The organism is Chitinophaga sp. ARDCPP14 (genome assembly GCF_051362515.1).
In the GTDB taxonomy this organism is placed as follows: Bacteria; Bacteroidota; Bacteroidia; order Chitinophagales; family Chitinophagaceae; genus Chitinophaga.
In genome coordinates, this window is record NZ_JBKIXB010000001.1 from 894,720 (window position 1) to 919,739 (window position 25,020).

General features: G+C 48.1%; 17 protein-coding genes. 4 read left to right on the forward strand and 13 right to left on the reverse strand.

Translation table 11 applies throughout. The features are described 5' to 3' along the window. Positions 1–137: 137 nt before the first annotated feature. Both ACLHR0_RS03435 and ACLHR0_RS03440 read left to right on the forward strand, forming a co-directional pair. Complete coding sequence (locus ACLHR0_RS03435) at positions 138–4,070, forward strand: Pls/PosA family non-ribosomal peptide synthetase (RefSeq protein ID WP_436484758.1); 3,933 nt, start codon at positions 138–140, stop codon at positions 4,068–4,070. 19 nt (positions 4,071–4,089) lie between these two features. Then, positions 4,090–4,572 (forward strand): GNAT family N-acetyltransferase, encoded by a 483-nt coding sequence (locus tag ACLHR0_RS03440; RefSeq protein WP_436484760.1) that lies wholly within the window; start codon positions 4,090–4,092, stop codon positions 4,570–4,572. A gap of 11 nt (positions 4,573–4,583) precedes the next feature. On the opposite strand, the gene ACLHR0_RS03445 is transcribed toward ACLHR0_RS03440, so the two are convergent. The 7 genes from ACLHR0_RS03445 to ACLHR0_RS03475 all read right to left on the reverse strand — a co-directional run bounded on the left by ACLHR0_RS03445 (position 4,584) and on the right by ACLHR0_RS03475 (position 14,198). After that, positions 4,584–5,840 carry a DUF2264 domain-containing protein gene (locus tag ACLHR0_RS03445; protein ID WP_436484762.1) on the reverse strand — a complete coding sequence of 419 codons (1,257 nt, stop codon included), beginning with the start codon at positions 5,838–5,840 and terminating at the stop codon, positions 4,584–4,586. A gap of 18 nt (positions 5,841–5,858) precedes the next feature. Then, positions 5,859–7,052, reverse strand: a complete 1,194-nt coding sequence (locus ACLHR0_RS03450; protein ID WP_436484764.1) for a glucuronyl hydrolase — start codon at positions 7,050–7,052, stop codon at positions 5,859–5,861. A 21-nt stretch (positions 7,053–7,073) separates the two neighbouring features. Beyond that, on the reverse strand, positions 7,074–8,126 hold the full coding sequence (locus tag ACLHR0_RS03455; RefSeq protein WP_436484766.1) for a LacI family DNA-binding transcriptional regulator: 1,053 nt from the start codon (positions 8,124–8,126) through the stop codon (positions 7,074–7,076). A 31-nt stretch (positions 8,127–8,157) separates the two neighbouring features. Further along, positions 8,158–8,919: an SDR family oxidoreductase gene (locus tag ACLHR0_RS03460; protein WP_436484768.1), complete on the reverse strand. Its 762-nt coding sequence runs from the start codon at positions 8,917–8,919 to the stop codon at positions 8,158–8,160. A gap of 51 nt (positions 8,920–8,970) precedes the next feature. Next, on the reverse strand, positions 8,971–11,193 hold the full coding sequence (locus ACLHR0_RS03465; protein WP_436484769.1) for a DUF4861 family protein: 2,223 nt from the start codon (positions 11,191–11,193) through the stop codon (positions 8,971–8,973). A 22-nt stretch (positions 11,194–11,215) separates the two neighbouring features. Beyond that, the gene (kduI, locus tag ACLHR0_RS03470) at positions 11,216–12,058 is read right to left on the reverse strand and encodes a 5-dehydro-4-deoxy-D-glucuronate isomerase (RefSeq protein ID WP_436484771.1); all 843 of its coding nucleotides are present in this window, start codon (positions 12,056–12,058) and stop codon (positions 11,216–11,218) included. A gap of 184 nt (positions 12,059–12,242) precedes the next feature. Further along, a complete protein-coding gene (locus ACLHR0_RS03475; RefSeq protein ID WP_436484774.1) occupies positions 12,243–14,198 on the reverse strand; it encodes a heparinase II/III domain-containing protein in 1,956 nt (651 codons plus the stop codon). A gap of 465 nt (positions 14,199–14,663) precedes the next feature. On the opposite strand from ACLHR0_RS03475, the gene ACLHR0_RS03480 reads away from it, so the two are divergent. Then, positions 14,664–16,310 carry a UxaA family hydrolase gene (locus ACLHR0_RS03480; RefSeq protein WP_429061580.1) on the forward strand — a complete coding sequence of 549 codons (1,647 nt, stop codon included), beginning with the start codon at positions 14,664–14,666 and terminating at the stop codon, positions 16,308–16,310. A 288-nt stretch (positions 16,311–16,598) separates the two neighbouring features. On the opposite strand, the gene ACLHR0_RS03485 is transcribed toward ACLHR0_RS03480, so the two are convergent. From ACLHR0_RS03485 to ACLHR0_RS03505, 5 genes are read right to left on the reverse strand one after another with little or no spacing between them, the layout of a single operon-like run. Further along, positions 16,599–17,888 (reverse strand): MFS transporter, encoded by a 1,290-nt coding sequence (locus ACLHR0_RS03485; protein ID WP_429044966.1) that lies wholly within the window; start codon positions 17,886–17,888, stop codon positions 16,599–16,601. A gap of 33 nt (positions 17,889–17,921) precedes the next feature. After that, positions 17,922–18,584 carry a bifunctional 4-hydroxy-2-oxoglutarate aldolase/2-dehydro-3-deoxy-phosphogluconate aldolase gene (locus tag ACLHR0_RS03490; protein ID WP_429044964.1) on the reverse strand — a complete coding sequence of 221 codons (663 nt, stop codon included), beginning with the start codon at positions 18,582–18,584 and terminating at the stop codon, positions 17,922–17,924. Between the two features lie 3 nt (positions 18,585–18,587). Next, complete coding sequence (locus ACLHR0_RS03495) at positions 18,588–19,586, reverse strand: PfkB family carbohydrate kinase (protein ID WP_429061584.1); 999 nt, start codon at positions 19,584–19,586, stop codon at positions 18,588–18,590. Continuing rightward, positions 19,586–20,980, reverse strand: a complete 1,395-nt coding sequence (gene uxaC / locus ACLHR0_RS03500; protein WP_436484777.1) for a glucuronate isomerase — start codon at positions 20,978–20,980, stop codon at positions 19,586–19,588. Before uxaC ends, ACLHR0_RS03495 begins: the two co-directional genes overlap by 1 nt. Positions 20,981–20,987: 7 nt before the next feature. Further along, the gene (locus ACLHR0_RS03505; protein WP_436484779.1) at positions 20,988–22,481 is read right to left on the reverse strand and encodes a tagaturonate reductase; all 1,494 of its coding nucleotides are present in this window, start codon (positions 22,479–22,481) and stop codon (positions 20,988–20,990) included. Between the two features lie 210 nt (positions 22,482–22,691). Between ACLHR0_RS03505 and mnmA the strand changes: the two genes are divergently transcribed. Next, positions 22,692–23,798 (forward strand): tRNA 2-thiouridine(34) synthase MnmA, encoded by a 1,107-nt coding sequence (gene mnmA / locus ACLHR0_RS03510; RefSeq protein WP_370909427.1) that lies wholly within the window; start codon positions 22,692–22,694, stop codon positions 23,796–23,798. Between the two features lie 63 nt (positions 23,799–23,861). Here mnmA and ACLHR0_RS03515 read toward each other — a convergent pair whose 3' ends face one another. Beyond that, a complete protein-coding gene (locus ACLHR0_RS03515; protein ID WP_436484781.1) occupies positions 23,862–25,019 on the reverse strand; it encodes an Fmu (Sun) domain-containing protein in 1,158 nt (385 codons plus the stop codon). Between the last annotated feature and the right edge of the window lies 1 nt (position 25,020).

Below are 25,020 nucleotides of genomic sequence, written 5' to 3' on the forward strand. Positions count from 1 at the left end.
CGCTGGAATCTTACCAGATAATACGCAAATTTTGCCAAACAATCTATTTTTTTTAAGGGTATTATAAGGCGGCGCTCCGATTCTTACACCTAACTTTGCTATACCAAACACCAAAGTACCTACGGGAACGCGAACTTATGAATGTTTACAGTATAGTTAAAGGACCCCAACAGCCAGAGCTGCTTCATCATGAAACGCTGGCCGATATTTTTTCACAATCGGTGCAGGAACATGCCCATCAAACCGCACTGATATTCCAGCAACAAACACTTACTTATCAACAGCTGGATCACTGGAGCGATGCCATCGCCGTATTCCTGCAATCCAAAGGAATAGGCCCCGGCAGTGTGGTTGGGATCTGGTGGCCACGCAGCCTTGAACTGCATGCGGCTATACTGGGCATCATTAAAGCCGGTGCGGCTTATGTTCCCCTCGACCGGGAGATGCCGGCAGAAAGAGTAGAAGGTGTATTGACAGAAGTAAAGGCGGCGGCCTGCTTCAGCCAAGTTCCCCTCCAGCTGGAAGCCTCGGTGTTATCAGTACCACCGGTACCTGGCAGCACTGAAATATTCACCCTTAACGCCGGACCGCAACCCGAAAATTTTGCTTACATATTATACACTTCCGGCAGTACCGGCAAACCCAAAGGCATCCCGATCAATCACCGGCAGATTTGCCACCTTATCAGGGCAGAACAAACCGTTTTAAATATCCGTGCCACCGATAAGGTGTACCAGGGCTTCTCCGTATCTTTTGATATGTGGTGCGAAGAAACCTGGCTGAGTTACTTTGCCGGCGCCACGCTCTGGGTGGCCGATGCCACCACCGCCAAAGCCATTGATGAACTGGGCGATGTATTGCGCCGTGAAAAAATCACCGTACTACATGCCGTTCCCAGCCTGCTCGCTATCATGGACGATAATATCCCCACGCTGCGCCTCATTAATGCCGGCGGCGAAGCCTGTACGCCACAGGTACTATCCAGGTGGGCTGTACCCCCGAGGCACTTTTATAACAGTTACGGGCCTACGGAAACAACGGTAAGCGCCACTTTTGCAGCGTTAAAGCCAGGAGATTATATCACCATCGGACAGCCGCTGCCCAATTACAACATGGCCGTGGTAGACGAAAAACTGGATATCCTCCCGGTAGGCGAACGCGGAGAACTGGTTATTTCAGGACCCGGCGTAGGCGACGGGTATATCGACCGCCCCGAGCTGACCCGCGAAAAATTTGTGGATAAGCCAGCTGCCATGACGGAACTACCCGGCTCACGCCTGTACCGCACCGGTGATGCCGCCATTATTTTACCGGATGGCAGTATCGACTTCCAGGGCCGCCTCGATGATCAGATCAAGCTGCGGGGATACAGGATTGAACTCGGGGAAATTGAAAACCAGCTCCATGCTATTGCCGGCATTGCCGCAGCAGCAGTGGCGGTAAAAAAAGACAGCAACGACCAGGATCAGCTGGTAGGTTATATTGTACAGGAAGATCATGCTCCTTTTGATGAATCCTTCCTCCGTGCAGCACTCGCCAAAGTATTACCACCCTATATGGTGCCCGGCACCATCGTAGCGCTGGAAGATATGCCCCGCCTGCCAAGCGGCAAAATAAACCGTAAAGCACTACCACTGCCTGCGGCCTTTGCACAGATAACCACTCATGAAGCCATTGATCCGGACGCCCCTGTAGCCGACAGGATCAGTGCTATCCTGTCAAAGGTATTTCCGGATAAAATCATCGACCTTCAACAGGACTTTTTTACCGACCTGGGAGGACACTCCTTACTTGCAGCAGCTTTTGTATCACGACTGCGCCGTGAGGCCAATGTGCCTAATGCATCTCTCAAAGATATTTATATACACCGCCCCCTGCAGGAACTGGTAAATGTATGGGCCGCACAGCCACAGTCGGCTCCAAAGCCACCCCGCGTTTTTAATAACGTGCCGTGGTGGCGTCATCTCAGCTGCTGGATAGCACAAACTGTTGCCATACTGGTGATCTTCGGATTATTTGCCATGCAGATATTCCTCCCTTACCTGGGATATTATTACGTGGAACAGGATACCAGCCACCTTGGATATGCGATCCTTACCGCTCTTATCATGTTTTGCCTGTTACCGCCTCTCTTTTCCATGCTTATTATCAGTACCAAATGGCTGGTAATAGGGAAAATGAAAGCAGGAGATTATCCATTATGGGGTACTTATTACTTCCGCTGGTGGCTGGTAAAAACAATCCAGCGCCTTATGCCTTCACAATTCCTCAATGGCACGCCTTTATACCCGGCTTATCTCCGGATGCTGGGCGTGAAAATAGCACCGGATGCGCAACTCGGCGCGGTAACCATTGGCGCAGAAGATCTTGTTACCATTGGCAGCGATGTAAGTATCAGTTCACAGGCCGTCATCAATAATGCATTTGTGGAAGATGGATGGCTGAAACTACGCAGCGTGTATCTTGGCGATCATGCATACGTAGGCAGCAGTGCAGTTATTGGCGGCGACACGGTGATGGAAGCCTGGAGTGAATTACAGGACCTTAGTTTCCTGCCAGCCAACAGTACTGTGAAATCTGGCGAGGTATGGCAGGGTAGCCCGGCTGTACTAAAAGTAACTAAAAATATCAGTGAGCTGCCACAGCCCCTGCCGGTATCAAAAGCTACCCGAAGAAAATACAGCGCTATCTTTTCGCTGTTCCTGCTGGTATTTCCATTTACGGTGCTATTGCCGTTGTTGCCTACCATCATTACCCTCAACCAAATGGATAATGCCGCACCGGATTATAACTTCAATTATATGGTGATCACACCGGCGCTGGCGCTGAGTTATATTATTTTATTTACCGCGCAAACCGTGCTGCTTACCCGTTTACTGCAATGGGGAATTAAGCCGGGCACTTATCCTATTTACAGCGCATTTTATGCCCGTAAATGGTTTGCTGACCAGTTGATGTCGCTATCGCTGATTGTAATACATCCTATTTTTGCCACGGTGTATATTTCTTCGCTGTTCCGCGCACTGGGAGCCAAAATAGGCCGCAATACCGAAGTATCTACCGCCAGCAGCGTTACCCATCCTTTACTCGAAATAGGCGACGGCGCCTTTATTGCAGATGCGGTAACACTCGGCGAATCTGATGTACGCGGACAACAGCTGATACTCGAAAAAACGATCATACATAATACCAGCTTTGTTGGCAACAGTGCCCTGATACCACAGGGTTATGAATTGCCGGAGAATATGCTGATAGGCGTGTTATCCACACCACCCTCCAAAGAACAGCTGGCAGCTAGTACTGCCCGCGACTGGTTCGGCTCCCCGGCTATTGCGCTGCCACGCCGCCAGGAAAGTCATTTCTTTCCCCCGGAACTCACTACCCATCCATCGGCACAACGCAAACTGGCCAGGGCCACGGTTGAATTTATACGTATCCTCATCCCGGAAACAGTGGTGATCTGCTGCAGTATCCTGTTCATTGCCTATGCCCATGACCTTGTAACAGATGAACCCTGGTGGATGATCCTGTTGCAGTTCCCCTTCTATTATCTCTTTTTCCTGGGGCTGCCGGCATTCTTCTTTACCGTGCTGCTCAAATGGATTCTTGTAGGCAAATACAAGGCTTTACAAAGCCCCATGTGGACATCCAATGTATGGCGCAGTGAAGCGATTACTTCTACCTACGAAGCACTCTCTATTCCATTCCTGCTGGAATACCTGAAAGGGACTCCGTGGCTGCCGGTAATACTCCGCCTGCTGGGTGTAAAAACAGGCCACCGCGTATTACTGAATACCGCAGATATTACAGAATTTGACATGGTGGAAATAGGTACTGATAGTGTGTTGAATGAAGACAGCGGCCCGCAGACACACCTGTTTGAAGACAGGGTGATGAAGATAGGACCCATTAAAGTAGGCCGCAGAAGCAGCATTGGCGCAAGGTCCATTATTCTGTACGATAGTGAAATAGGCGATGATGTAAATATTGCGCCGTTGTCGTTATTAATGAAAGGAGAAAAATTACAACCTGGTACCAGCTGGACAGGCAGCCCGGTTAAACCGGAATAACGCTATCAACTATACGAAAATGATTAACATCCAATCCATACAAATAAAAGATCACTATGCTCTCATCAACAACATGATGGAGCAGCTGCATCTTTCGGAAAAAGCATTTTTCCCGAAAACGGCCACCTGGGAAAGCATTGCATCCAACTATATGCAACATGTGATAGAAATGCAGGAAACCTGCGGTGGCACTTGCCTGCTGGCCTATGCAGGTGATAAACCAGCCGGCTTCATCTTTGCATATCCGGAAGAACCGGACGACAGCCGGATTGAAGATTATACGGGTAACACCCTCTATGTATCTGATGGTTATGTAGCAGATGAATTCCGCCGCCAGGGTATTTACAGGATGCTGAATGAAGAACTGGAACGGATATACGTAGCAATAGGTGTTCGCAGGATAGTCAGATATACGCTGGCGAACAACCATCGTATGCAACGGTTCCTGGCATCGGAAAAATATGAGCCGGTACGGCTGGTATATGAGAAGTGGCTGACTTAACAGCCCCTTCTCTAATAGTCGATAGCATGGTCCTTTTTCACAGAAGCTCCGGCATATACTTTCTTTGAGGTCCATGGCTGCGCCGGATCCGACCAGAACGGACTGCCGTAAGGTAAGCCCAACGCCAGGAAACCGGTGCTGCATAAATAAAGGCTGCCGGTAGAGGTATAGGTATCTGCAATCTCCGGCTGATGCCCGCAGAAACCAATCTGCATCCATCCTTTTTTATCAAAAGTACCGGGCACCTCAAATATTCGTTTATTCACTGCCGTTAGTGCACACCTTACCTGTGCGGGCGATATTTCTTCCGGCAGTTTTTCTTCCAGTGCAATTTGCGCAAGTGCCTGGAAAGCTGCGTTGCGGTAAGGCATAGAGCGACCCACTACCGGGAAAGTTCCTTCAGGAGAAATTTGCCTTTCAAGAATAGCGGCATAACGCTGCATTCGTTTTAATGCCAGCTCATAGTTTGCTTTACTCCCCTCTTCTTTTTCAGCCATCACCTTTAGTACGTCTACCAGCATGGGCTGGATCACAAAAGAGTTGTAATAGTCGTAGTGAAAATGCGCGCCGTCGCCATACATACTGTCACCCTTATACCACTCCATCATTTTTTGCACGGCCAGGTCAATTGGTTTGCGGTCCCAGTCGGCGCCGAATTTCAGCAGCATGGCTTCAATGATGGCGGAGAACAATACCCAGTTGTTGGTAAATGCTTTAATGCTGCGTAAACTGATTAATCCATCTATTACCTGCTGTTGTGTTTTGGGAGTGAGCCTGCGCCATACATGCTTTGGTGCGCGTAATAATCCATGCGCGAGGAAAGCGCCGTCTACCAGTGGTTGTGCATCAAATTTGCCTGTAAAATTCATATAGTCAGGGGATGCAGGATCTACTGCCATCGCTATTGCTTTGTGGGTCATTTCCAGCATGGCAATACGCTTGCTTCCCTCCATCGTGTTGTCTGGTCCAAGTTCCAGCCAGGGGGCAATGCCGGCCAGGGTTCTGCCAAATGCTTCGAGGTAGGTTACTTTCTCCACCGGCTTTCCATAGTTCGGCGCCACTTCGGTAGGCATGGTGGCTTTCAGTTTTCCTTTGCTCAGTTGCTCAATAACGGGCTGGCATATACGAATCATCAGATCCACATTATACTCCCTGTCATCGGGTGCAGGCTTTTCAGCCGCCATCGCTTTCAGCAATCCCTTTTCAGAGCCTATAGTACTTGCCACTCCTGCCATAGGAATAGCTTTGATAAAAAAACGTCTGTCCATGCAAATAAATTTACGGCATTATTTTGCCCATTGTTTATACCGGAGTAATGCTTCTACAAAGTAATAATCAGCATAAGTGAGCGGTACATCTACTTCCGATTTATTAGGCAGGTGGCCTACGCTATGCATCAGTATAAAATCATTGTTTTCTCCTTCCTTCGCCAGGTATGCCGGGCTGCAAAGACTGGTCAGCATTTTCTCTGCTGCATTCCAGTAACGTTTACCATCGGCTTTATTGGTGTAACGGCTTAGCTCCAGCAATGCCGATGCGGCTACTGAAGCAGCAGATACATCACGCAGTGCGTTGGGAATATCCGGCGCGTCGTAGTCCCAGTAAGGCACGAGATCGGCCGGCATATGCGGGTTATCCAGGATAAAGTCTGCGATATGACGGGCCTGCTCCAGGTAGGCTTTATCTTTTGTATCGCGGTACATAAGGGTATAGCCATATAGTCCCCATGCTTGTCCGCGTGCCCAGGCAGAACTGTCGGCCAGTCCCTGGTGTGTTTTACGTTCATTTACCGCACCGGTAGCGGGATCGTAATCCACTACGTGGTAAGAGCTGTAGTCCGGGCGGAAATGGTTCTTCATCGTAGTGTTAGCGTGTATGCGGGCGATTTCTGCAAACTTTTTGTCGCCGCTTTCGCGGGTAGCCCAGTTCAGCAGTTCGAGGTTCATCATGTTATCAATGATCACCGGGAACTTCCATGCGCCGTGATCCCATGATTTAATACAACCTACGGTCGGGTTAAAACGGGTGGACAATGACTTTGCGCTGGTGAGCAAAATGGATTTGTAAGCGGTATCTTTTGTGATGCGGAGGGCATTGCCAAAGGGGCAATACATCATAAAGCCCAGGTCATGTGTGTGGGTATTGTACTGTTCTTTTTGTACCAGCGCCATTCTCTTCAGGGCTTCGTTTTTAAAGGCCGGATCTTTGGTATATTCAAAAAGGTACCAGTTGGTACCGGGATAAAAACCGGAGGTCCACCAGCCGGAGTTAGATGTCATCAAACTGCCATCTTTGCTGGTGCTGCGTGGCAGCAAACTATCGGGTACATGCGTCATCATCAGCTTGTACTGCCTGGCGGCGAATTGCAGGGTGGCATCTGCTTTTGCGAGTAGGGCTTTATCTGCTTTACCCGCCTGCGCATACGATTGCATTATAAATGCCGGCAATAACAATACCGTAAAGAACAGGTTCTTCTTCATAATAACGTGATTATAGTATGATCATTTCTTTTTTCCACTGTTCTTTGCTGTACCAGCAGAAGATTCGCGGGCTATCAGTTGAATAGGTATTATTTCCTGTGAATAACGTGATACAGTGGAAGGTGCGGTACTGATCAGTTCCATGAGAGCGGCTACCACACGTTCTCCCATCATGGCCGGGTACTGGTCTACACTGGTAACAGCCGGCGTTACGATTTCTGTACGGGGATCATTGGAATACCCTACTATTTTCAGGTCTTCCGGCACCCTTACATTTATTTTCCGGCAATACTGCATGATGGTAATGGCTGTTGTATCGTTAGATGCAAAAACGCCATCGGGGAATGGAGGTTGCGAGAATATTTTTTCACAGGTTTGCCAGGCGTTATCGCGGGTGAGTTCGTGATAAAATACGCGCGTTTTTTTAAACGGCAGTTTTGATTCCTGTAATGCATTCTTATACCCTGCTACCCTTTCCACATACAGGTTACAGCTGAGCGGCCCGGAAATATGAACAATGTCTTTACAGCCTTTTTCTATCAGGTGGTTAGTGGCGGTATAACCTCCCAGGTAATCATCTCCCTTAATTACTTTTACATTGTAATCCTTCGGTACCCTGTCAAAAAATATCAGCGGAATTTTGTTGTCCTTGAATACATCGAAATGGGAAAAGTCGGTGGTATATAAAGTGGTAGATACCACCAATCCATCTACCCTGGCGGAATACAGCGTATTTACCAGTGCTATTTCCTGTTCGTAGGAATCGTTGGATTGGCAGATGATCAGGTTATATCCATGTTCCTGCAGCTTGTTTTGAATGATGGTGCTGATGGTAGCTGGAAAGAACATAGAGATACGCGGAACAATAAGCCCGATGGTTTTGCTTTTGTTGTTGCGTAACCCGGCGGCTAAGGCGTTGGGACGATAGCCCAGTTTACGGGCCATCTTCTTTACCTTATCTTTCGTACGTGCGCTGATGTTAGGATTATCATTCAGGGCGCGTGAAACAGTGGATACGGAGAGCTTCAGCTCTTCAGCAATATCCACAATTGTTTTTTCGGTACGTTTGCTCATGTATAGAGGCTATTAGCTATAATATGTCCTGTTATCTTCCCATCCAGCCACCATCCACTGTAAGGATTGTACCATGTATGTAATCAGCCGCTTTTGAGGCAAGGAATATTGCTGGTCCGGCAAAATCTTCCGGTTCACCCCATCTGCCGGCCGGAATGCGGTCCAGTATAGCGCTGCTGCGTTGCTGATCTGCCCTGAGGGCTGCCGTATTATCCGTGGCAATATAACCCGGCGCAATGGCATTCACATTTACACCTTTTGAAGCCCATTCATTGGCAAATGCCTTTACCAGTGAGCCTACGGCTCCTTTACTGGCTGCATATCCCGGTACGTTAATACCACCCTGGAAGGTGAGCAAAGACGCTGTAAAGATAACTTTTCCGCTTCCACGGGCAATCATTCCTTTTCCTATTTCGCGGGTCAGGATAAATTGGGCGTTCAGGTTGATGTTAATCACTTCGTCCCAGTACTCGTCCGGGTGCTCTGCGGCGGGTTTACGGAGAATAGTGCCGGCGTTATTGACGAGAATATCTATTACCGGGACGTCCTGTTCCAGTTGTTTAATAAATGTATAGAGGCTGGTCCGGTTGGAAAAGTCGGATTGATAGGCCTTAAAACTACGGCCCAATGCTTTTACTTCTTTTTCCACTTCGCTGCCCTCCAGCTCCAGGGAGGCTGAAACCCCGATAATATCTGCACCTGCGGTAGCCAGTGCCACTGCCATTGCTTTTCCTATGCCACGTTTGCAGCCGGTAACCAGCGCAGTTTTTCCTTTTAACTGAAATAAGTCCATGATGAATAAGTTGGAGTTTTCCGGCAGGCCAGTGGTGGCCTGCCGGAAAAGTTATTGAATCGTTACCTGTAAGGGTTGTTTGATCTTCCGGGCGAATGTTTCGAGATAGGCGAACCACTCTTCGGCAGAAGTGATCCTGCCACCTTTGCTCCATGCTGCCCCGAAATAGTACTCATATGGCTGCTGGCTCCCTGCTGTTCCGGGACTCAGCAAATGTACATGATCCGTTTTCATTCCGGGTACTTCCCGTGCAAAAACACAACCTATGCCCAGCGTGCCATCGTCGCCATGAGCGGGCTCCCAATAACCCATTACGCCTGTTTTCTCATCCAGCAATACGGTGCCGGGCTCTTTGCGTTTTACAATACCTGTTACCACGGGGATGTCATTCCCTTTGAAGCTGTATTGCACCTGCATTTTATTGAGCTGGGAACCTGCATCCAGGGAGATGGTTTTAGTAACGGTAACGGCGGTGTTGCCTGCCTGCCAGGTATCGTAGGTGAGGGAGAAAGTGGTGCGCAACGGACCATTGTCGAGGGTTTTCGACTGCCGGTAGTTTTTTGGGAAATAGATGGTATCCTGTCCGGATGGCGCTGTGTCGCCTGCGCCAAGTGTTAAGCCCACGCTGTAATAGTCCAGCCCCTGCCCGTTATCGTGGTGATAGTTGTCCAGTTTATACCAGGTGTCAATCACCATATCGGTGGTACGCTTGGCCCATACGTCAATACCATAGGCCATTTCTTTTGGTACTTTTTCAAGCGCCTTTCCATACATGCGATAAGCCATGCGGTCGTTTTCCCAGGCGTAATCATCTTTACGCTCCGGCACATAACGCCCGTATGCCTTTGCCTTTACGGGCGCCGGGGCGCCTTCCACTACCCGCGCATACAAACTTGCAGCAGCGGGCAGTGTTACCTGTAACAATATCTTCTTTGGCGATTTACCGCCTTCATAAATCAGTTGATAAGGAATTTCCTGTCCGCTCAATACGTCCACTATCTTAAAACCTTTCAGCGTTTGTTTGGATAATTTTGCACTGAAAGCGGGGTAAGGAATTTCTGTCACTTCTTCTATCCTGTTGATACCAGTGTTATTGGAGATGATTACCTGGGCAGCAGCACTTTTCCGGAGATCATATTTGATCAGTTCCGAGCCTGCTAACAGGAACGCACCTACGCCATATACTTCGGTATCATTGGCGGTTGCTTTTCCGGGTGCAGCGCCTATTTCCTGCACAAATCCCAGCTTACCATCCGGGTGCACGCAGCCGGTAAGCGCTTCCCATCCCTTTTTTATCACCGGTAAAAATTCCTTCTCCGGTAAAAGACCGTTATTCACTCCCCACATCAACGCATATACGTAAAAGCCGGTGCCGCTTGTTTCCTTTGCCGGGTAGCTTTCAGGGTCCAGTAAGCTGGCGTGCCAGGTGCCATCGGCTGTTTGCAGGGCTTTTATGCGGTAAGCCATTTGTTTATACAACTCCTGGAAACGTGCCTTTCCGGCGTAGCCGGCGGGCATATTATCCAGCATACGAACCAGGCCGCCCATTACCCAACCGTTGCCACGGCTCCAGTATACATTGGTCCCGTTCTTTTCTTTTTTGCCGATATAGCTGCCATCGCGGTAATAAAGGCTGTCCTGTTTATTATACAGGTAGTCTGTTGTTTTCCACCATAGCTTATCTGCGGTGGCGAGGTAACGCGGATCACCGGTGGCCGTGCTTAAATAAGCCAGTGCCGGGGGCCCCATGAACAAGGCATCACACCAGGCCCATTCGCGGTGGTGAACACCATCTTTCCATTCGAGCGATTCTGTATGCGGCGCTGCCACAATGCTATCTGCCAGCTTACGGAATTTATCGGTCATCACCGGATCTTTATACACACTATTCAATTGTGAATAGAGCTGACCTACGCAATATTCATCTGCGAAGAAACGATCCGGCCCGGTGTTCCAGTTATTGTCTTTCCCTACCTGTACCAGGCGGTCCACAAAAAAGGGATTGGATGTTACCTGGGCCAGCGACATCATACCAGCGTACATGGCGCCATTAGTCCAGTCGGTAGGCGCGTGGTTCCAGCCATTTTCAGTTATATGGCGCCATTGCCAGGAAGCCACTTTTTCCATTTGCGCCCTTACCGCAGCTGCGGTATAGGCATCCGTGAAAACCGTGGCATGCAGACCGGTAACGGGTTCCGCAGCATGCACCGGTAAGCCGGCATGCAGGAAAGACAAGCCCAGCAAGCTTCCTGCGATAATTTTTTTCATCATCATGATAGCAGCTATTATCAGTTCATTAACGTAGTTCCGTGATCTTGCAATGATCCATATCACTGTAGTCGAGGTTTTCACCGGCCATACCCCATATAAAAGTATAGTTGCTGGTGCCGGCGCCGGAGTGAATGGACCAGGGTGGGGAAATAACCGCCTGTTCATTCTGCATCCAGATATGCCGGCTTTCCTGTGGCTGTCCCATGAAGTGGCATACGGACTGGCCTTCCGGTATTTCAAAGTAAAAATACACTTCCATTCTTCTGTCGTGCGTATGTGCCGGCATGGTGTTCCATACGCTGCCTGGTTGCAGCTCGGTCATGCCCATTTGCAACTGGCAGGTTTCCAGCACGCTGTTCACCAGCAGTTTATTGATGGTGCGGTGATTGGCAGTTTCCAATGTGCCCAGTGTTACCACTTCTGCCTCTTTTTTAGACACTTTACGGGTTGGGTAGCTATGATGTGCAGGTGTGGAATTAAGGTAGAATTTAGCGGGTGTTGCTGCGTTTTTACTGGAGAAGATCACCTGTTGTTTTCCTTTGCCGATGTATAATGCTTCTTTATAGGCCAGTTCAAATTTTTCGCCGTCTACTTCCACTACGCCATCGCCACCTACGTTGATCATGCCCAGTTCTCTTCTTTCCAGGAAATAGGCTGCTTTCAGCAGGTCAATTGTGTCCAGTGTTACCGGTCCTTTTACGGGCATAGCGCCGCCTGTGAGGTAGCGGTCGTAATGGGTGTGGGTCCAGGCAATGTGGTCGGCGTCGAAGATTTTCTCCATTAAAAATGCCTGCCTGAGTTGTGCAGTGTCCATTTGTTTTACTTCAGCCGGACTGCTGGCATATCTTGATTCGAACGTGGTGCTCATATAATCTGCATGTTTTTATTTATTTGAAAAAGCAGCTGATGGTTCTTCTCAGCTTACTGGTAATTTACATCATTATCTTTCCCGATAATTTTCGCTAATCAGGCGGAAACTCTAAAGTAATGCAAACGTTTGCAAAAATCAAGCATTTATTTAAAAAAATGCCTTCACAGATGGCCAGATTCCTTTATTTACGGCGCATCACGAACTCCACCGAGTGTTTGCCGGTTAACGCCTGCTTCCGGGCCTTCAGGCTGATGCGTGTTACATACTCGCCCCACACTGGTGATAAGCGGCCGTCTTTTATTTCCTCTTGTTCCGCAGTTGCTTCAAATAAGGCAGGATCGTAGGTCAGTAACAGGTCAGCTGTGCTGCCTTTCAGTAAAATCCTCCCTGGCGTATGGGTATCGGCATCCAGGCTGGTCATAAAATGCAGCAGGAAGGGCTCCTTCCAATCTTTCAACTGGTATGTTTCTGATAACTGCAGTGAAGTTTTGGCGGGGTTGAATGTAAAGGTGCGCTTCCAGGATTGCACCATAGCTGCCTCGGGATACGCCGCGGCAATGTCCATACTCAGCTTGTTACGGCTGTATTGCACAGCAGTAGCCTGGAACTGCCGGCCATCGCGTTGCTGAACACCGTTGATAGTAGGACAGTTATGCCATTGCGATTGCATAAACCATAGCTTATAGCGGTCGGCACTGAATGTTTGCTTTGTATAAGTGCCTACGCCCACATCAATAATGGCGGGTTTCCCATCCATGTACAGCACAAAATTTCCCACGTCGTTGTGATTATGGCTTTCTGCATTATGTCCGCCCTGTGCGGCAAAGAACAAGCCTTTGGATACGCCGGCTTCTGAGCGAAGGGACAATACCTGCAAATCCGGGAGCCAGTTTTCAGCGGTATAAGGGGCTGCTGCTTTAGCAGATAACAGGGCGTTGCGAAGTTCCACGTTATACACAAAGAAAGCCAGGGAAGGCGTCTTCACCCTATTGGTGTCGGGGCTCTCCAGCCTTGAGAGATAAGCGGCGAAGTTGACCAGCAATGGATCATGAAAGGCTGCTCCGAATAAATACACCGTATGTGCGGGCGGAATGGTGCTGGCAGAAGCATCTGCAAAATTCACAAACCGGCTGCTGTCCACATGCATTTTATAAATGTAGGCGCCAATGCGGTGAATCAGTTCATTGTTGCTCCAGCTCAGCTGGTGTGCAGAAGCACTGTTCAGCAGGTCAATAAATTCAATAAGTTTACCTCCTGCATGTCCCCAATAGGTAGGTCCTTCATCGCAGCCGCCATCCTCCGGATAGCCGTTCACGAAATTATCCGCGCTGCGGATCGTTTTCTCAATTACTTTATTTCGTATATCCGTTTCATTTATGCCCAGTAACGCAGTTTGTAAAACATTGGTATTGATCCAGATATTCCAGTTATTCACGCTGCGGCCGGCCCATCCCATCCACCAGAAATCGGTCCGTTTCAGGTAAGGCTCCACAATGCGGTGCTGTAGTTCATAGGTGATCCGCTTATTTACTACCGGGGAAAATTTATCCAGCTGATCGTGCAGCAGGAACTGTGCCCAGCTCAGTGTGGCGGCAGTTTCCCCTGCAAACAGGTCTACCACCGGCTCTTCAGGGTCCGGCAGGTCGCTGCCTGCTTTCTGTGCCCCGATATGTGCCGGCAATACCCAGGTGCTTTCTTCCAGGATCAGCCATAAACCATTTACGATTTGCGGTATATACTTTCCTTTCCCCTCCACCAGTTCTCCTGCCACTAATGCCGCTAATACCTTCCGGCGTTCAAACTGTGCATTTTCAAAATTTACGCGGTTGCCATTATCACGGTATTGCAGGTATAAAGTAGCCGGCAATGAAGGCCAGCTGAACGATAAATTTTTATCCGCTTCCTTCAGCAATATGGCCCTGCTGGCGGCCGGCAGGGCGGCAATTTGTTCCACGATGGATTTATATCGTTGCTGCCTCCATTGCACAATATTTTTAAATGCAGCATCACTACCTTTCTGCCTGTATTCTTCGTACAAATAATTTCTTGTTTTACCAGCATCCTGGGCACCAACGTTGCCGCCTATACTAATACCTGAAAAGAGCAATACCGTGCATACCAGTTTTTTAACGTGCATTTGACATTTATTTTTAGTAAGATATAAGCAGGACGGAATTATAGGCTAAAGGTGTGGAGAGGCACTGTCATGTATTTGTTACAATACTGTCATTCATTGTTCACCGGGTGCTTACTTTCAAACGGAATCTTGCCGCCTCCGGTAAATAGTGCCCATACCGGCATCTTTAAAAATATTACCTCTTCTCCCATGGAATTTACTGGTTTCATCGCCGGAAACCCGCGCCGGTGAATCAAAAATATCAAAATATACCAGAATTACAAACGTTTGCATGAACATTACCGGATAACTACCTGCTCCTATCCGGCCGGTGAAATCCTACTGATAGCCGATTAACAATTTATAATTCATTCCTGACCTGCTCCCATAAGGTGTTCCAGCGGTATAATCAAATAGTCAAAATCTTATCATGGATTAACATTTTACTATCACCAGCCGGAGCAGTTATTTACTACTTTAGCTCCTATGAACGCTTATTTACAAATTCATCCTGACGATAATGTGCTGGTAGCCTTACAGGATATACCGGTAGGAACCGATATCTCATTTAACGGACATAACATTCAACTGCAACAAAATATTTCTGCTAAACATAAATTCCTGGTAAATGATATCCGTGAAGGGGACCCCATCACGATGTATGGTGTGCTGGTGGGCAAAGCCAGTAAAAGCATCAGGAGGGGGGAAACCATTACCACGGAAAATGTGATCCATGATGCCAACGCATTTCATGAAAAAGACAGCTCCCTGGAATGGCAGGCGCCCGATGTGAGTAAATGGAAAACCCGCACCTTTATGGGCTACCACCGGGCCGATGGCCAGGTAGGCACCCGTAATTACTGGCTGGTAATTCCATTGGTTTTTTGTGAAAACAGGAATGTAAGTGTAATTAAAACTGCCTTCGAAAAGGGTCTTGGTTTTTCTCCTGCCGAAGTATACAACGAACAGGTAACAGACCTGGTTTCGCTTTACAAAAGCGGTGACCTGGAAGCCATTAAAAACTACGAGGCAGGCGCGCTAACGGAAACGAGTAAACGTAACGTAGTTTTCCCGAATATTGACGGTATCAAATTCCTCACCCATGAGGGAGGCTGCGGAGGAACCCGCCAGGACTCAGACGCTTTATGTGCCCTGCTGGCCGGTTATATTCATCACTCCAATGTTGCCGGAGCCACTATTCTTAGCCTGGGATGCCAGCATGCGCAGGTATCTATCCTCCAGGAATCACTGAAAAAGCTCAACCCGGCCTTTAACAAGCCGGTATTGGTATACGAACAGCAGAAAAGTGCTTCCGAATTTGCGATGCTGTCTGCCGCCATCAAAGACACGTTCCTGGCGCTGGTGGAAGCCAATAAGCTGACCCGCAAGCCAAGCCCGCTCTCCAAACTGGTCATCGGACTCGAATGCGGGGGCTCTGACGGATTTTCCGGCATTTCGGCTAACCCGGCTGTAGGTCATACCTCCGACCTCCTGGTAGCGCTGGGCGGCACTTCTATTCTTTCTGAATTCCCCGAACTCTGCGGCGTGGAACAGGAACTGATTAACCGCTGCCAGACAGAAGAAATATCCGATAAATTCATCCGCATTATGCGCCTATATGAAAGCCAGGCCCAGTCAGTAGGTTCCGGCTTTTATATGAACCCTTCTCCGGGAAATATCAAAGATGGCCTCGTTACAGATGCCATCAAATCTGCGGGAGCAGCTAAAAAAGGCGGCACTTCACCGGTTACAGACGTACTGGATTATACTGAATATGTCACCAAACCCGGTCTGAACCTGCTTTGCACCCCCGGTAACGATGTTGAATCCACTTCAGCAGAAGTTGGTTCCGGCGCTAACGTGGTGTTGTTTACCACGGGTCTCGGCACGCCTACCGGCAACCCGATTGCACCGGTAGTAAAACTGGCCACCAATACCAAACTGGCCACCCGCATGAAAGATATCATCGACATCAACACCGGTACTATCATCAGCGGCGAACAAACCATTGCCGGCATGGGAGAAGAAATCCTGGAATACGTTATCCGTACCGCCAGCGGCGAAGTGCATACAAAGGCCGAGCAGCTTAACCAGGACGATTTTATTCCATGGAAACGGGGAGTTTCTTTGTAGCGAAGGTTGTCTTACTCAGGATTACACTGATTAAGCTGATTACTTTGATTTTGTCTTTTTGATTTTATTTTGATTTTTTGAAATTAAGAAAGATATATTAAGAGAATAATTTTTGATACTCATAAGAATAAAAACAAACGTCCGGACATCTGCCCGGACGTTTTCTATTTAAAGGAATTTACAATTCTTTCTTACTCTTATTAAATCTTATAAATCAAAATAAAATCAAAAAGACAAAATCAAAGTAATCAGCTTAATCAGTGTAATCCTGAGTAAGACAAAATCCGCTTAGTTCAGGTTAACCGCCTCCATTTTAGGCGCAAAGAAGTGCATTACGGTCCAGGCTACCAGGTAGGCTAAAGCGCAAATGGTGAATAGGATATTGTAGCCAATACCAATGTTGCCGATTAATTTATAATGATCCAGCATAGCGCCGATCAGCATGGGGAACAGCGTACCGCCAATAGATCCGGCCATACCACCGATACCCACTACAGAACTTACCGCCCGTTTAGGGAACATATCAGATGCAGTGGTGAATATAGTGGCGGACCATGCCTGGTGTGCTGCGGTAGCCAGGCTGATTAATGCAATAGCGAACCATACATTATTGGAATACTGTATAAGCATAATAGGCAATACACAAAGCGCAAAGATCAACATAGACACTTTACGGGCTTTGAAAACCGGCCAACCGGATTTGATCAGGTGGGAAGATAACCATCCGCCCCCGATGCTGCCAAAGCTGGTAATGGAATAGATGATGATTACCGGCAGACCCAGCGTTTCTTTCATATTTACATGGAAAATAGATTCCAGGTAACCTGGTAACCAGAACAGGAAAAACCACCATACGGGGTCTGTCAGTAGTTTTCCAAATATGAAAGCCCATGTTTGCCTGATACCCAGGAGTTTACTCCATTTAATGGGTTTGGGTTTCAGTTCTTCCACTTCCTGGTCGGAATGGATATGATCAAATTCTGCTTTGGATAATTTCTTGTGACGGGCAGGAATTTCATAATAGATCCACCAGAATATCAACCAGATAAAACCGATGGCGCCGGTCCATACAAAAGCATTTCTCCAGCCATGATTGCTGGCCAGCCAGTATACCATAGCCGGTCCTATAACAGCCGCAATATTGGAACCTGAGTTAAAAATGCCTGTAGCCAGTGCCCGCTCCTTTTTTGGAAACCATTCCGCGGTGGCTTTAATAGCCGCAGGGAAGTTACCCGCTTCACTCACACCCAGGATAGACCTTACCACACCAAACCCCAGCGTGGAACGCACCAGTCCATGTGCCATCGCCGACAGGCTCCATACCACAATAGATACCGCGTATCCCAGTTTGGAACCTATCTTATCTACCAATGCGCCAAAGAAAAGCAAGCCAATCGCGTAGGAAGCGGAAAATGCCATTACCAGGTTGCTGTACGCCGTTTCCGACCAGTTAAACTCGGCTGATAAATCAGTTTTAAGCAATCCTAATATCTGTCTGTCTATATAGTTAATGGTTGTAGCAACAAATAAAAGTGCACATACCCGCCAGCGATACTTACCTAAAGTTGTGGAATTCATTACGGTTTATTTGGAATTTATAAAGTGCATAAGTTACTTCTTAGCCCTGAGAAATGCAAACGTTTGCACTATTTTATCTTTCAGCGCGCCCCAGTCCTTACTTTCAATCAGGGACTTAGACAGCAAATTAGACCCCATTCCCACGCATACCACGCCGGCATCAAACCAGGCATCCATACTAATACGAGTAGGTTCTACACCGCCTGTAGGCATAAACTTCAGTTGCGGGAACAGCGGCTTAATGGAATTTACATAGCCCGGTCCGAGTACATTACCCGGAAACAGCTTCACCAGCCGGGCGCCATTCTTTTCGGCAACAGCAATTTCGGTAGGCGTCATACAGCCGGGAATCCAGGTAATGCTTTCAGCACTGCAATATGTGGCCGTTTCCGGATCGGTTACGGGACAAACAATAAAGTCGGCGCCCATACCGGTATATACTGCGGCATCTGATGCGTTTTTAATAGTTCCGATACCCAGGTACAAATCCGGCATGGCAGCCAGTTTCCTGTCGCGCAGGGTAGCGAAGTTCTTTCGTGCATTTTCTCCCCTGCTGGTAAATTCAAATACCCGTAAGCCGCCATCATAACAGGCTTGCAGTACTTCCAGGCAAACATTTTCATCATCATGATAAAAAACCGGAATAATCCCGCTTTGCTCAAATGCTGCTATAATTGTATCAGGACTTGGTGCCATATGCTATATCAGTTTTATTATTTCTTTCTCTGAGGTAGTATTAAAATCTCCCATCACAAAAAATTTGGAATACGCGGCAGCGGCGGCAAAGGAAATGATCTGCTGATCGTCCAGTCCCTGCAGCTGTGCATGTATTAACCCGGCCATGAAGCAGTCTCCGCTACCTACGCGATCCACCACGTCGTTGGTATCGTATTCACGGGAAATACTCATCTGTCCTTCGTTATAGTAAAAAGCGTAGTACAAATTATGAGTAGGAGCATTGCTGAAACGGAAAGTGAACGCCACCCGCTTGCAACGCTTATACGTAGCAGTGATTTCTGCTGCTACCTTTTCTGCCTGTTGCAGGTAGGTGTCCTTGCTATTGGCTTCCAGCGCAGCTGTATCCAGTGCGGTATCCAGCATGTTATTGGCTGCCCAGATGTTGCCCATGATTACATCACAGTACTGCACCAGCTCCGGCATCACATCCACCGGCTTTTTCCCATACTGCCATAGCTTGCTGCGGTAGTTAAGATCCGTGGAAATGATCAACCCCTTCCGGGTAGCCGCTTCCAATACTTCCTTGCAAACTGCTGCTGCATCGGGGTTTAAGGCGGGCGTAATAGCGCTCCAGTGAAACCATTCGGCATCACCAAGCAAACTGTCCCAATCAACCGTGCCGGGGGCTATCTGGCTGAAAGATGACCATGCCCTGTCGTACACCACTTCTGCATGTTTAAGGTCGCTGCCCTGTGCCAGGTAATAAATACCAATGCGCGCGCCGCCCCACAATACCCTGTCGGTATGGATACCGCGGTTACTCAGTTGCTCCAGCACGTCTTTCGACAAGCCGTTTTCAGGCACTTTGCTGATATAGGCCACTTCTGTGCCCCAGTTGGCCAATGCAGCGGCAACGTTGGCTTCCGCACCGCCTACGTAAATGGCGGCAGTATTTTGTGCCAGCTGCGGCGACAAGCGTAATAATATTTCTCCGAATGTGATAACTTTTACCGGCTTCATTAGAATCCAAAATATGCTTTTGCGTTATAGTAACATATATCCTGTACCATTTTCCCTAACCAGGCAATATCATTTGGCAGCTCTCCCTGCTCCACATCGTTGCCGATCAGGTTACACAAAATACGGCGAAAATATTCATGGCGGGAATAAGACAGAAAACTTCTGGAATCGGTTAGCATTCCTACAAACCGGCTCAGCAGGCCCATGTTGCTTAATACGTTCATCTGCTTTTCCATACCGTCTTTCTGATCCAGGAACCACCACCCGGAACCATACTGGATTTTACCGGCAACGGTGCCATCCTGGAAGTTGCCTGCCATGGTAGCAAAAACTTCGTTGTAAGAAGGGTTGAGGTTATACACTACTGTCTTTGTTAACTTATCTTTCTTATCCAGTGCATCTAAAAATGCGCTCATGGCTTCCGCAACGCGCCAGTCGCCGATAGAATCCACACCGGCATCTGCCCCTACCCGTTGCAGCAGGCGGGAATTATTATTACGGATAGCGCCTACGTGAAACTGTTGTGTCCATTCCCGTTCGTGGTTCCACTCGCAAACAGCCAGCAGGATCGCCGTTTTAAACTGTGCATTCTCGTAAGGCGTTGCTGCGCGATGGTCTCGGGTATTATTGAAAATAGTGTCCAGTTCCTTTCCGGTAGCCGGTGAAAAATAAAAGGTGCTGATGCCATGATCACTCAGGCGGCAGCCGGCTTCATGAAAATAGGTATGCCGGCTATGTAATGCTTCTATGAGATCATCGAACCTGGTGATTTCTTTATTGGCAACTGCTGCCAGCTCGTTAATAAAACGGTTGAACACCCCGGGATTGTCCACTGCCATGGCCCTGTCGGGGCGGAAGGTAGGCAGCACCCGTGTGCCGAAAGGCTTATTGGCAATAGCACGGTGGTGTTCCAGCGAATCTACCGGGTCGTCGGTTGTGCACAGCGTGTCTACTTTATAATGTTGCAGGAGTGTTTGTGTGGATAACCGGGGTAATTGTGCATTACAGTCGTGGTATATCTTCTCCGCCGTTTTTTCATTAAGCAGGTCCGTTACACCAAAAGGATTTTTTAATTCCATGTGCGACCAATGATACAACGGATTCCGCATGGTATACGGCGTAGTAGCTGCCCAATGGCGGAATTTCGTATAGTCGTCGGCGGGGCCGGTAATAAACTCTTCCGGTACGCCGTTGGCACGCATGGCCCGCCATTTATAATGGTCTCCTTTCAGCCAGATGGCATACAGGTTGGCAAATGTTTTATTCCCTGCTATTTCGTCCGGTGGCAGGTGGTTATGATAATCTATCACCGGCATGGACGCGGCGTAATCAAAATATAATCGTTTAGCCGTTTCCGTTTTTAATAAAAAATCTTCAGACAGAAATTCCTTCATAACATGATTAATTTTTGAGCAGCTGCGATTGGATAAATGCTTTCACGCCGCTGCTTTTCAGCATTTTTAAGATCCCGGCCACCTGTTCAGCAAAACCGGGAATGGCCGACAGATCTGTTTCCCATAAACGTTTATCACTGCAGATCCCGGTTACCATATCGCTTATATTGGTGTGATCACGCCACCAGGCTGCAAAAACCGGGGCGTTATCGTCGGTAATAACATATTCTTCCCCGTTCCTGCTGCCGTAATATTTACCGGCTTCTTCCCTCACCGGCTGCAGGAACAGCAGCATGGCGGCGAAGCCCAGGCACAGATGAGGCGGGAGCGCGTTGTATTTTTCGTAGTAACGTACCAGTGTGCGCACGTTGCGCGCATTCATCTTGGAACTTTCCTGAAAAGTGATGCTGATGAGCTTATGCGCAATAAACGGATTGGCAAAACGATCGAGCACTTCCGGTGCAAACGCGGCCGCCGTAGGACAAGCCTCTTCAATGGTAGGCAGTATTTCCCGGAGCACGACTTCTTTGAAGAAATGACTCATATAATCGTCCTGCATGCACTCGTATACGGTGTTGAGGCCCGACAGGAAAGCCAATGGCACTGCCGCGGTATGACTACCGTTCAGTAACCGGAGCTTCTGTTCACGGAACGGGGTGATGCTGGGCTCAATCAACATTCTTTCATCTGCCTTATAAAAAGATAATACAGAACGGGTACGTTCATTCCCTTCTATGGCCCACAACAGATAGGGTTCTACTTCTATCCATAATTTATCGGTGTACCCGGCCTTTTGTTCAATTTCCGCCAGGTTACGGGGTTTACCGGGAACGATCCTGTCGACCAGGGAATTGCAGAATTGATTATCCTGCTGGATCCACGTGATAAATGCCGGCGGCAGTTCATTATAGGCGGCCAATTGCAATACAATATCTTTTAAAAGGCGGCCATTGTCTACCACCAGTTCCGTGGGTACAATGACGAAGCCGGTATTGGCGCTACCTTTAAAAAAGGTAAACCGCTCCCACAGCACCGCCAGCAATTTGCCCGGGAAGGAGGCTGGTACGCCGTCTGCTATTTTTTCCGGAACATATTGGATTCCTACTTCTGTGGTATTGGAGATAATTGTTTGTAAAGCGGGCTGATGAACCGCAGCTAATATTTCCTGCCATTCTGCATTCGATTGCAAAACCCGGCTAATAGCGGCGTTGATCAGTAACTGATCTACCAGTTCTCCCTGGGAAACACCTTTGATATGGGTGGTAAACAGGCTATCCTGACTGGAAAAATCAATGGTATCGCCATCGGTCGATTTCACTACCACAATCCTTCCTTCGTAAATTCCCTGGCGGTTGGCTTTATCTACAAGGTAGTCTACTAAACCGCGTAAAAGCACGCCGGTACCGAATTGAAGGATCTTTTCCGGGAAGGTGAATGTTTTTTCATGAACGCCGGAATCCTGGTTTTTTAATATAAGCTCTTTGTTTAATATAGGTAGCATTGCGACTAATTTATGCTAAAAGGTGGCTAAAACTAATAAATATATAATTCACAACTAACAATTTATAGTGTTTCGGAAAATAATCGCCAAAACTTGTTAAAATTATACCGGGGATATAATCAGAATCAATCCCGCCATTGTCAGGATCAATAAAGCACAGATGGCCGTTGGCTTAAATTTAAGTAATTTTGTTGCTCTAAACTTTTATAAATGAGCAAGCATGGTAAAGTGCTGGTAGCCATGAGTGGTGGTATTGACAGCACTGTTACAGCGCTGATGCTGCATGAACAGGGGTATGACGTGGTGGGCATCACCATGAAAACCTGGGATTATGCATCTGCGGGTTCCAGTAAAAAGGAAACCGGCTGCTGTAACCTGGATTCTTTTAACGACGCCCGCGCGGCAGCGGTGCATCATGGCTTCCCGCACTTTGTGCTGGACATCCGTGATGAATTTGGTGATTTTGTAGTGAATAATTTTGTCGAGGAATATATCGCAGGACGTACGCCTAACCCGTGCGTACTGTGCAATACCCATATAAAATGGCGCGCACTGATGAAACGGGCAGACGCAATGGATTGTGAGTTTATTGCGACTGGTCACTATGGCCAGATCCGTCAGCACGACAATGGCCGCTATGTAATCAGCAAAGGCCTGGATGAAACCAAGGACCAGAGCTATGTGCTGTGGGGCATTCAACAGGATGTACTGGCCCGCACAATTCTTCCTTTAGGCAAATACCGTAAAACACAAATACGCCAGATGGCTTTTGATTTCGGTTATCCCGAACTGGCTAAAAAAGCAGAAAGCTATGAGATATGCTTTGTGCCGGATAACGACTACCGCGGTTTTCTGAAAAGAAAAGTAGAGGGATTGGAAGAAAGAGTAAACGGCGGCAATTTTGTGCTGGCAGACGGCACGATCGTAGGCCATCACAAGGGTTACCCCTTCTATACCGTTGGGCAGCGTAAAGGGCTTGATATCGCCCTCGGTCGTCCTGTTTTTGTAACGGAGATCATCCCGGAAACCAACACCGTGGTGTTAGGTAATGAAGATGAATTACAGAGAAGCGAAATGTTTGTAAGCGGCATTAACATGGGGAAATACGATACCATTCCAGATGGCATGGAAGCGGTTACCAAGATCCGCTATAAAGATAAAGGCGCGCTGAGTAACCTGTACAATGAAAACGGACAGGTAAAAGTAAGCTTCTACGAAAGCGTGAAAGGCATTGCCCCGGGCCAATCGGCTGTTTTTTATGAAGGCGACGATGTAGTTGGCGGAGGAATTATCCAGCGGACGATGCCGGTTTTGTAAAAATTAATTTCATAAAAAAGGGTGGGAAGACAAATCTTCCCACCCTTTTTTTATCTTCAAAAACTAAGACAATCTTACTGCATACATGGTATCCGCGCCCTTGTCGTATCCGGCAATTACGCCTCCTTCCTGCTTCCGCAGATCACTGATCTCTTCTATATATTTCACCACTTCTTCATTCTCCTGTTTAAAAACAGAGCAGGTGATATAGATCAGCGAGCCTCCTTTTTTTACAAATGGCGCTACATTATGGGCTATCTTTTTCTGTAACTGCTGGTACTTCCCGATCTCGTCTTTTTTAAAGAAGGAGATGCTTTCCGGGGTACGGCCCCAGGTACCGGAGCCGCTGCAGGGCGCATCCAGGATGATGCCATCAAACTGCTGACTTCCCATAGAAGCAGGAAAGTTTTCTGCTGTAAGATCTGCCACACGTGCTTCAAAATGCTTGACCCCTGCTATCGCAAAACGTTGCTGCAGATTTTCCAGGATAGATCTTCTCACATCAGATACCAGTAATTGTACACCGGGCTGCTGGTCTTTCAGCAAGATGGATTTACCACCGCTGGCAGCACAGCAATCCCACCAACGCTGCTGCTTCTGCGGATGGAATAATTCACCGGTTTGTTGACTGGAAGCGTCCTGCACCTCGTACCAGCTTTTTTCCGGTACCACTACTTCTATTTTAGTGCCGTTGGGCAATGCCAGGGTGGTATTATTGGGAAACAGTTCATACGGAATGGCGGCCTTATCCAATAATGACAATACTTTATCAAGCTTATTATTGCGCACGCGGATAAATAACCGCGGCTGCTTTAAGACAGTATAGGCGTATGCGTTAGCATCTATTCCGTCCGACAGGTCGGGCAGAAACGGAAAAAGTGTATCAGGAGTTAAAGGAACAGGCAGCAGCGCTGCTTTATCAGTCAGCGGCGATGTGATCTGCTGGTTCCAGGCAGGGCGGATCGCTGCCAGGAAATCATTCGGTGTGGTTTCGCAAAGAAACGCGCCGGTAATGATCCGTTCGCTTACAGAAAGGCTTTTACCCCAGCTTCCGAGGCGGAAGTAATGATATACCAGCTGTGAAATCCAGCGCCGGTCGCGGCCTCCCATGTAGGGATGTTCCTTGAAAAAAGATTTCAGGAAATGGTGTAATGGCAGGCTGCCCTGGTAGGCGCCGATAATTTTTTCTGCAGATGCTAAATAATTTTCCCAACGGGTCATA

Excerpts from the sequence above, each read along its gene's own strand:
- ACLHR0_RS03435 (WP_436484758.1), top strand. The coding sequence starts at position 138 with ATGAATGTTTACAGTATAGTTAAAGGACCCCAACAGCCAGAGCTGCTT.
- ACLHR0_RS03440 (WP_436484760.1), top strand. The coding sequence starts at position 4,090 with ATGATTAACATCCAATCCATACAAATAAAAGATCACTATGCTCTCATC.
- ACLHR0_RS03445 (WP_436484762.1), bottom strand. The coding sequence starts at position 5,840 with ATGGACAGACGTTTTTTTATCAAAGCTATTCCTATGGCAGGAGTGGCA.
- ACLHR0_RS03450 (WP_436484764.1), bottom strand. The coding sequence starts at position 7,052 with ATGAAGAAGAACCTGTTCTTTACGGTATTGTTATTGCCGGCATTTATA.
- ACLHR0_RS03455 (WP_436484766.1), bottom strand. The coding sequence starts at position 8,126 with ATGAGCAAACGTACCGAAAAAACAATTGTGGATATTGCTGAAGAGCTG.
- ACLHR0_RS03460 (WP_436484768.1), bottom strand. The coding sequence starts at position 8,919 with ATGGACTTATTTCAGTTAAAAGGAAAAACTGCGCTGGTTACCGGCTGC.
- ACLHR0_RS03465 (WP_436484769.1), bottom strand. The coding sequence starts at position 11,193 with ATGATGATGAAAAAAATTATCGCAGGAAGCTTGCTGGGCTTGTCTTTC.
- kduI (WP_436484771.1), bottom strand. The coding sequence starts at position 12,058 with ATGAGCACCACGTTCGAATCAAGATATGCCAGCAGTCCGGCTGAAGTA.
- ACLHR0_RS03475 (WP_436484774.1), bottom strand. The coding sequence starts at position 14,198 with ATGCACGTTAAAAAACTGGTATGCACGGTATTGCTCTTTTCAGGTATT.
- ACLHR0_RS03480 (WP_429061580.1), top strand. The coding sequence starts at position 14,664 with ATGAACGCTTATTTACAAATTCATCCTGACGATAATGTGCTGGTAGCC.
- ACLHR0_RS03485 (WP_429044966.1), bottom strand. The coding sequence starts at position 17,888 with ATGAATTCCACAACTTTAGGTAAGTATCGCTGGCGGGTATGTGCACTT.
- ACLHR0_RS03490 (WP_429044964.1), bottom strand. The coding sequence starts at position 18,584 with ATGGCACCAAGTCCTGATACAATTATAGCAGCATTTGAGCAAAGCGGG.
- ACLHR0_RS03495 (WP_429061584.1), bottom strand. The coding sequence starts at position 19,586 with ATGAAGCCGGTAAAAGTTATCACATTCGGAGAAATATTATTACGCTTG.
- uxaC (WP_436484777.1), bottom strand. The coding sequence starts at position 20,980 with ATGAAGGAATTTCTGTCTGAAGATTTTTTATTAAAAACGGAAACGGCT.
- ACLHR0_RS03505 (WP_436484779.1), bottom strand. The coding sequence starts at position 22,481 with ATGCTACCTATATTAAACAAAGAGCTTATATTAAAAAACCAGGATTCC.
- mnmA (WP_370909427.1), top strand. The coding sequence starts at position 22,692 with ATGAGCAAGCATGGTAAAGTGCTGGTAGCCATGAGTGGTGGTATTGAC.
- ACLHR0_RS03515 (WP_436484781.1), bottom strand. The coding sequence starts at position 25,019 with ATGACCCGTTGGGAAAATTATTTAGCATCTGCAGAAAAAATTATCGGC.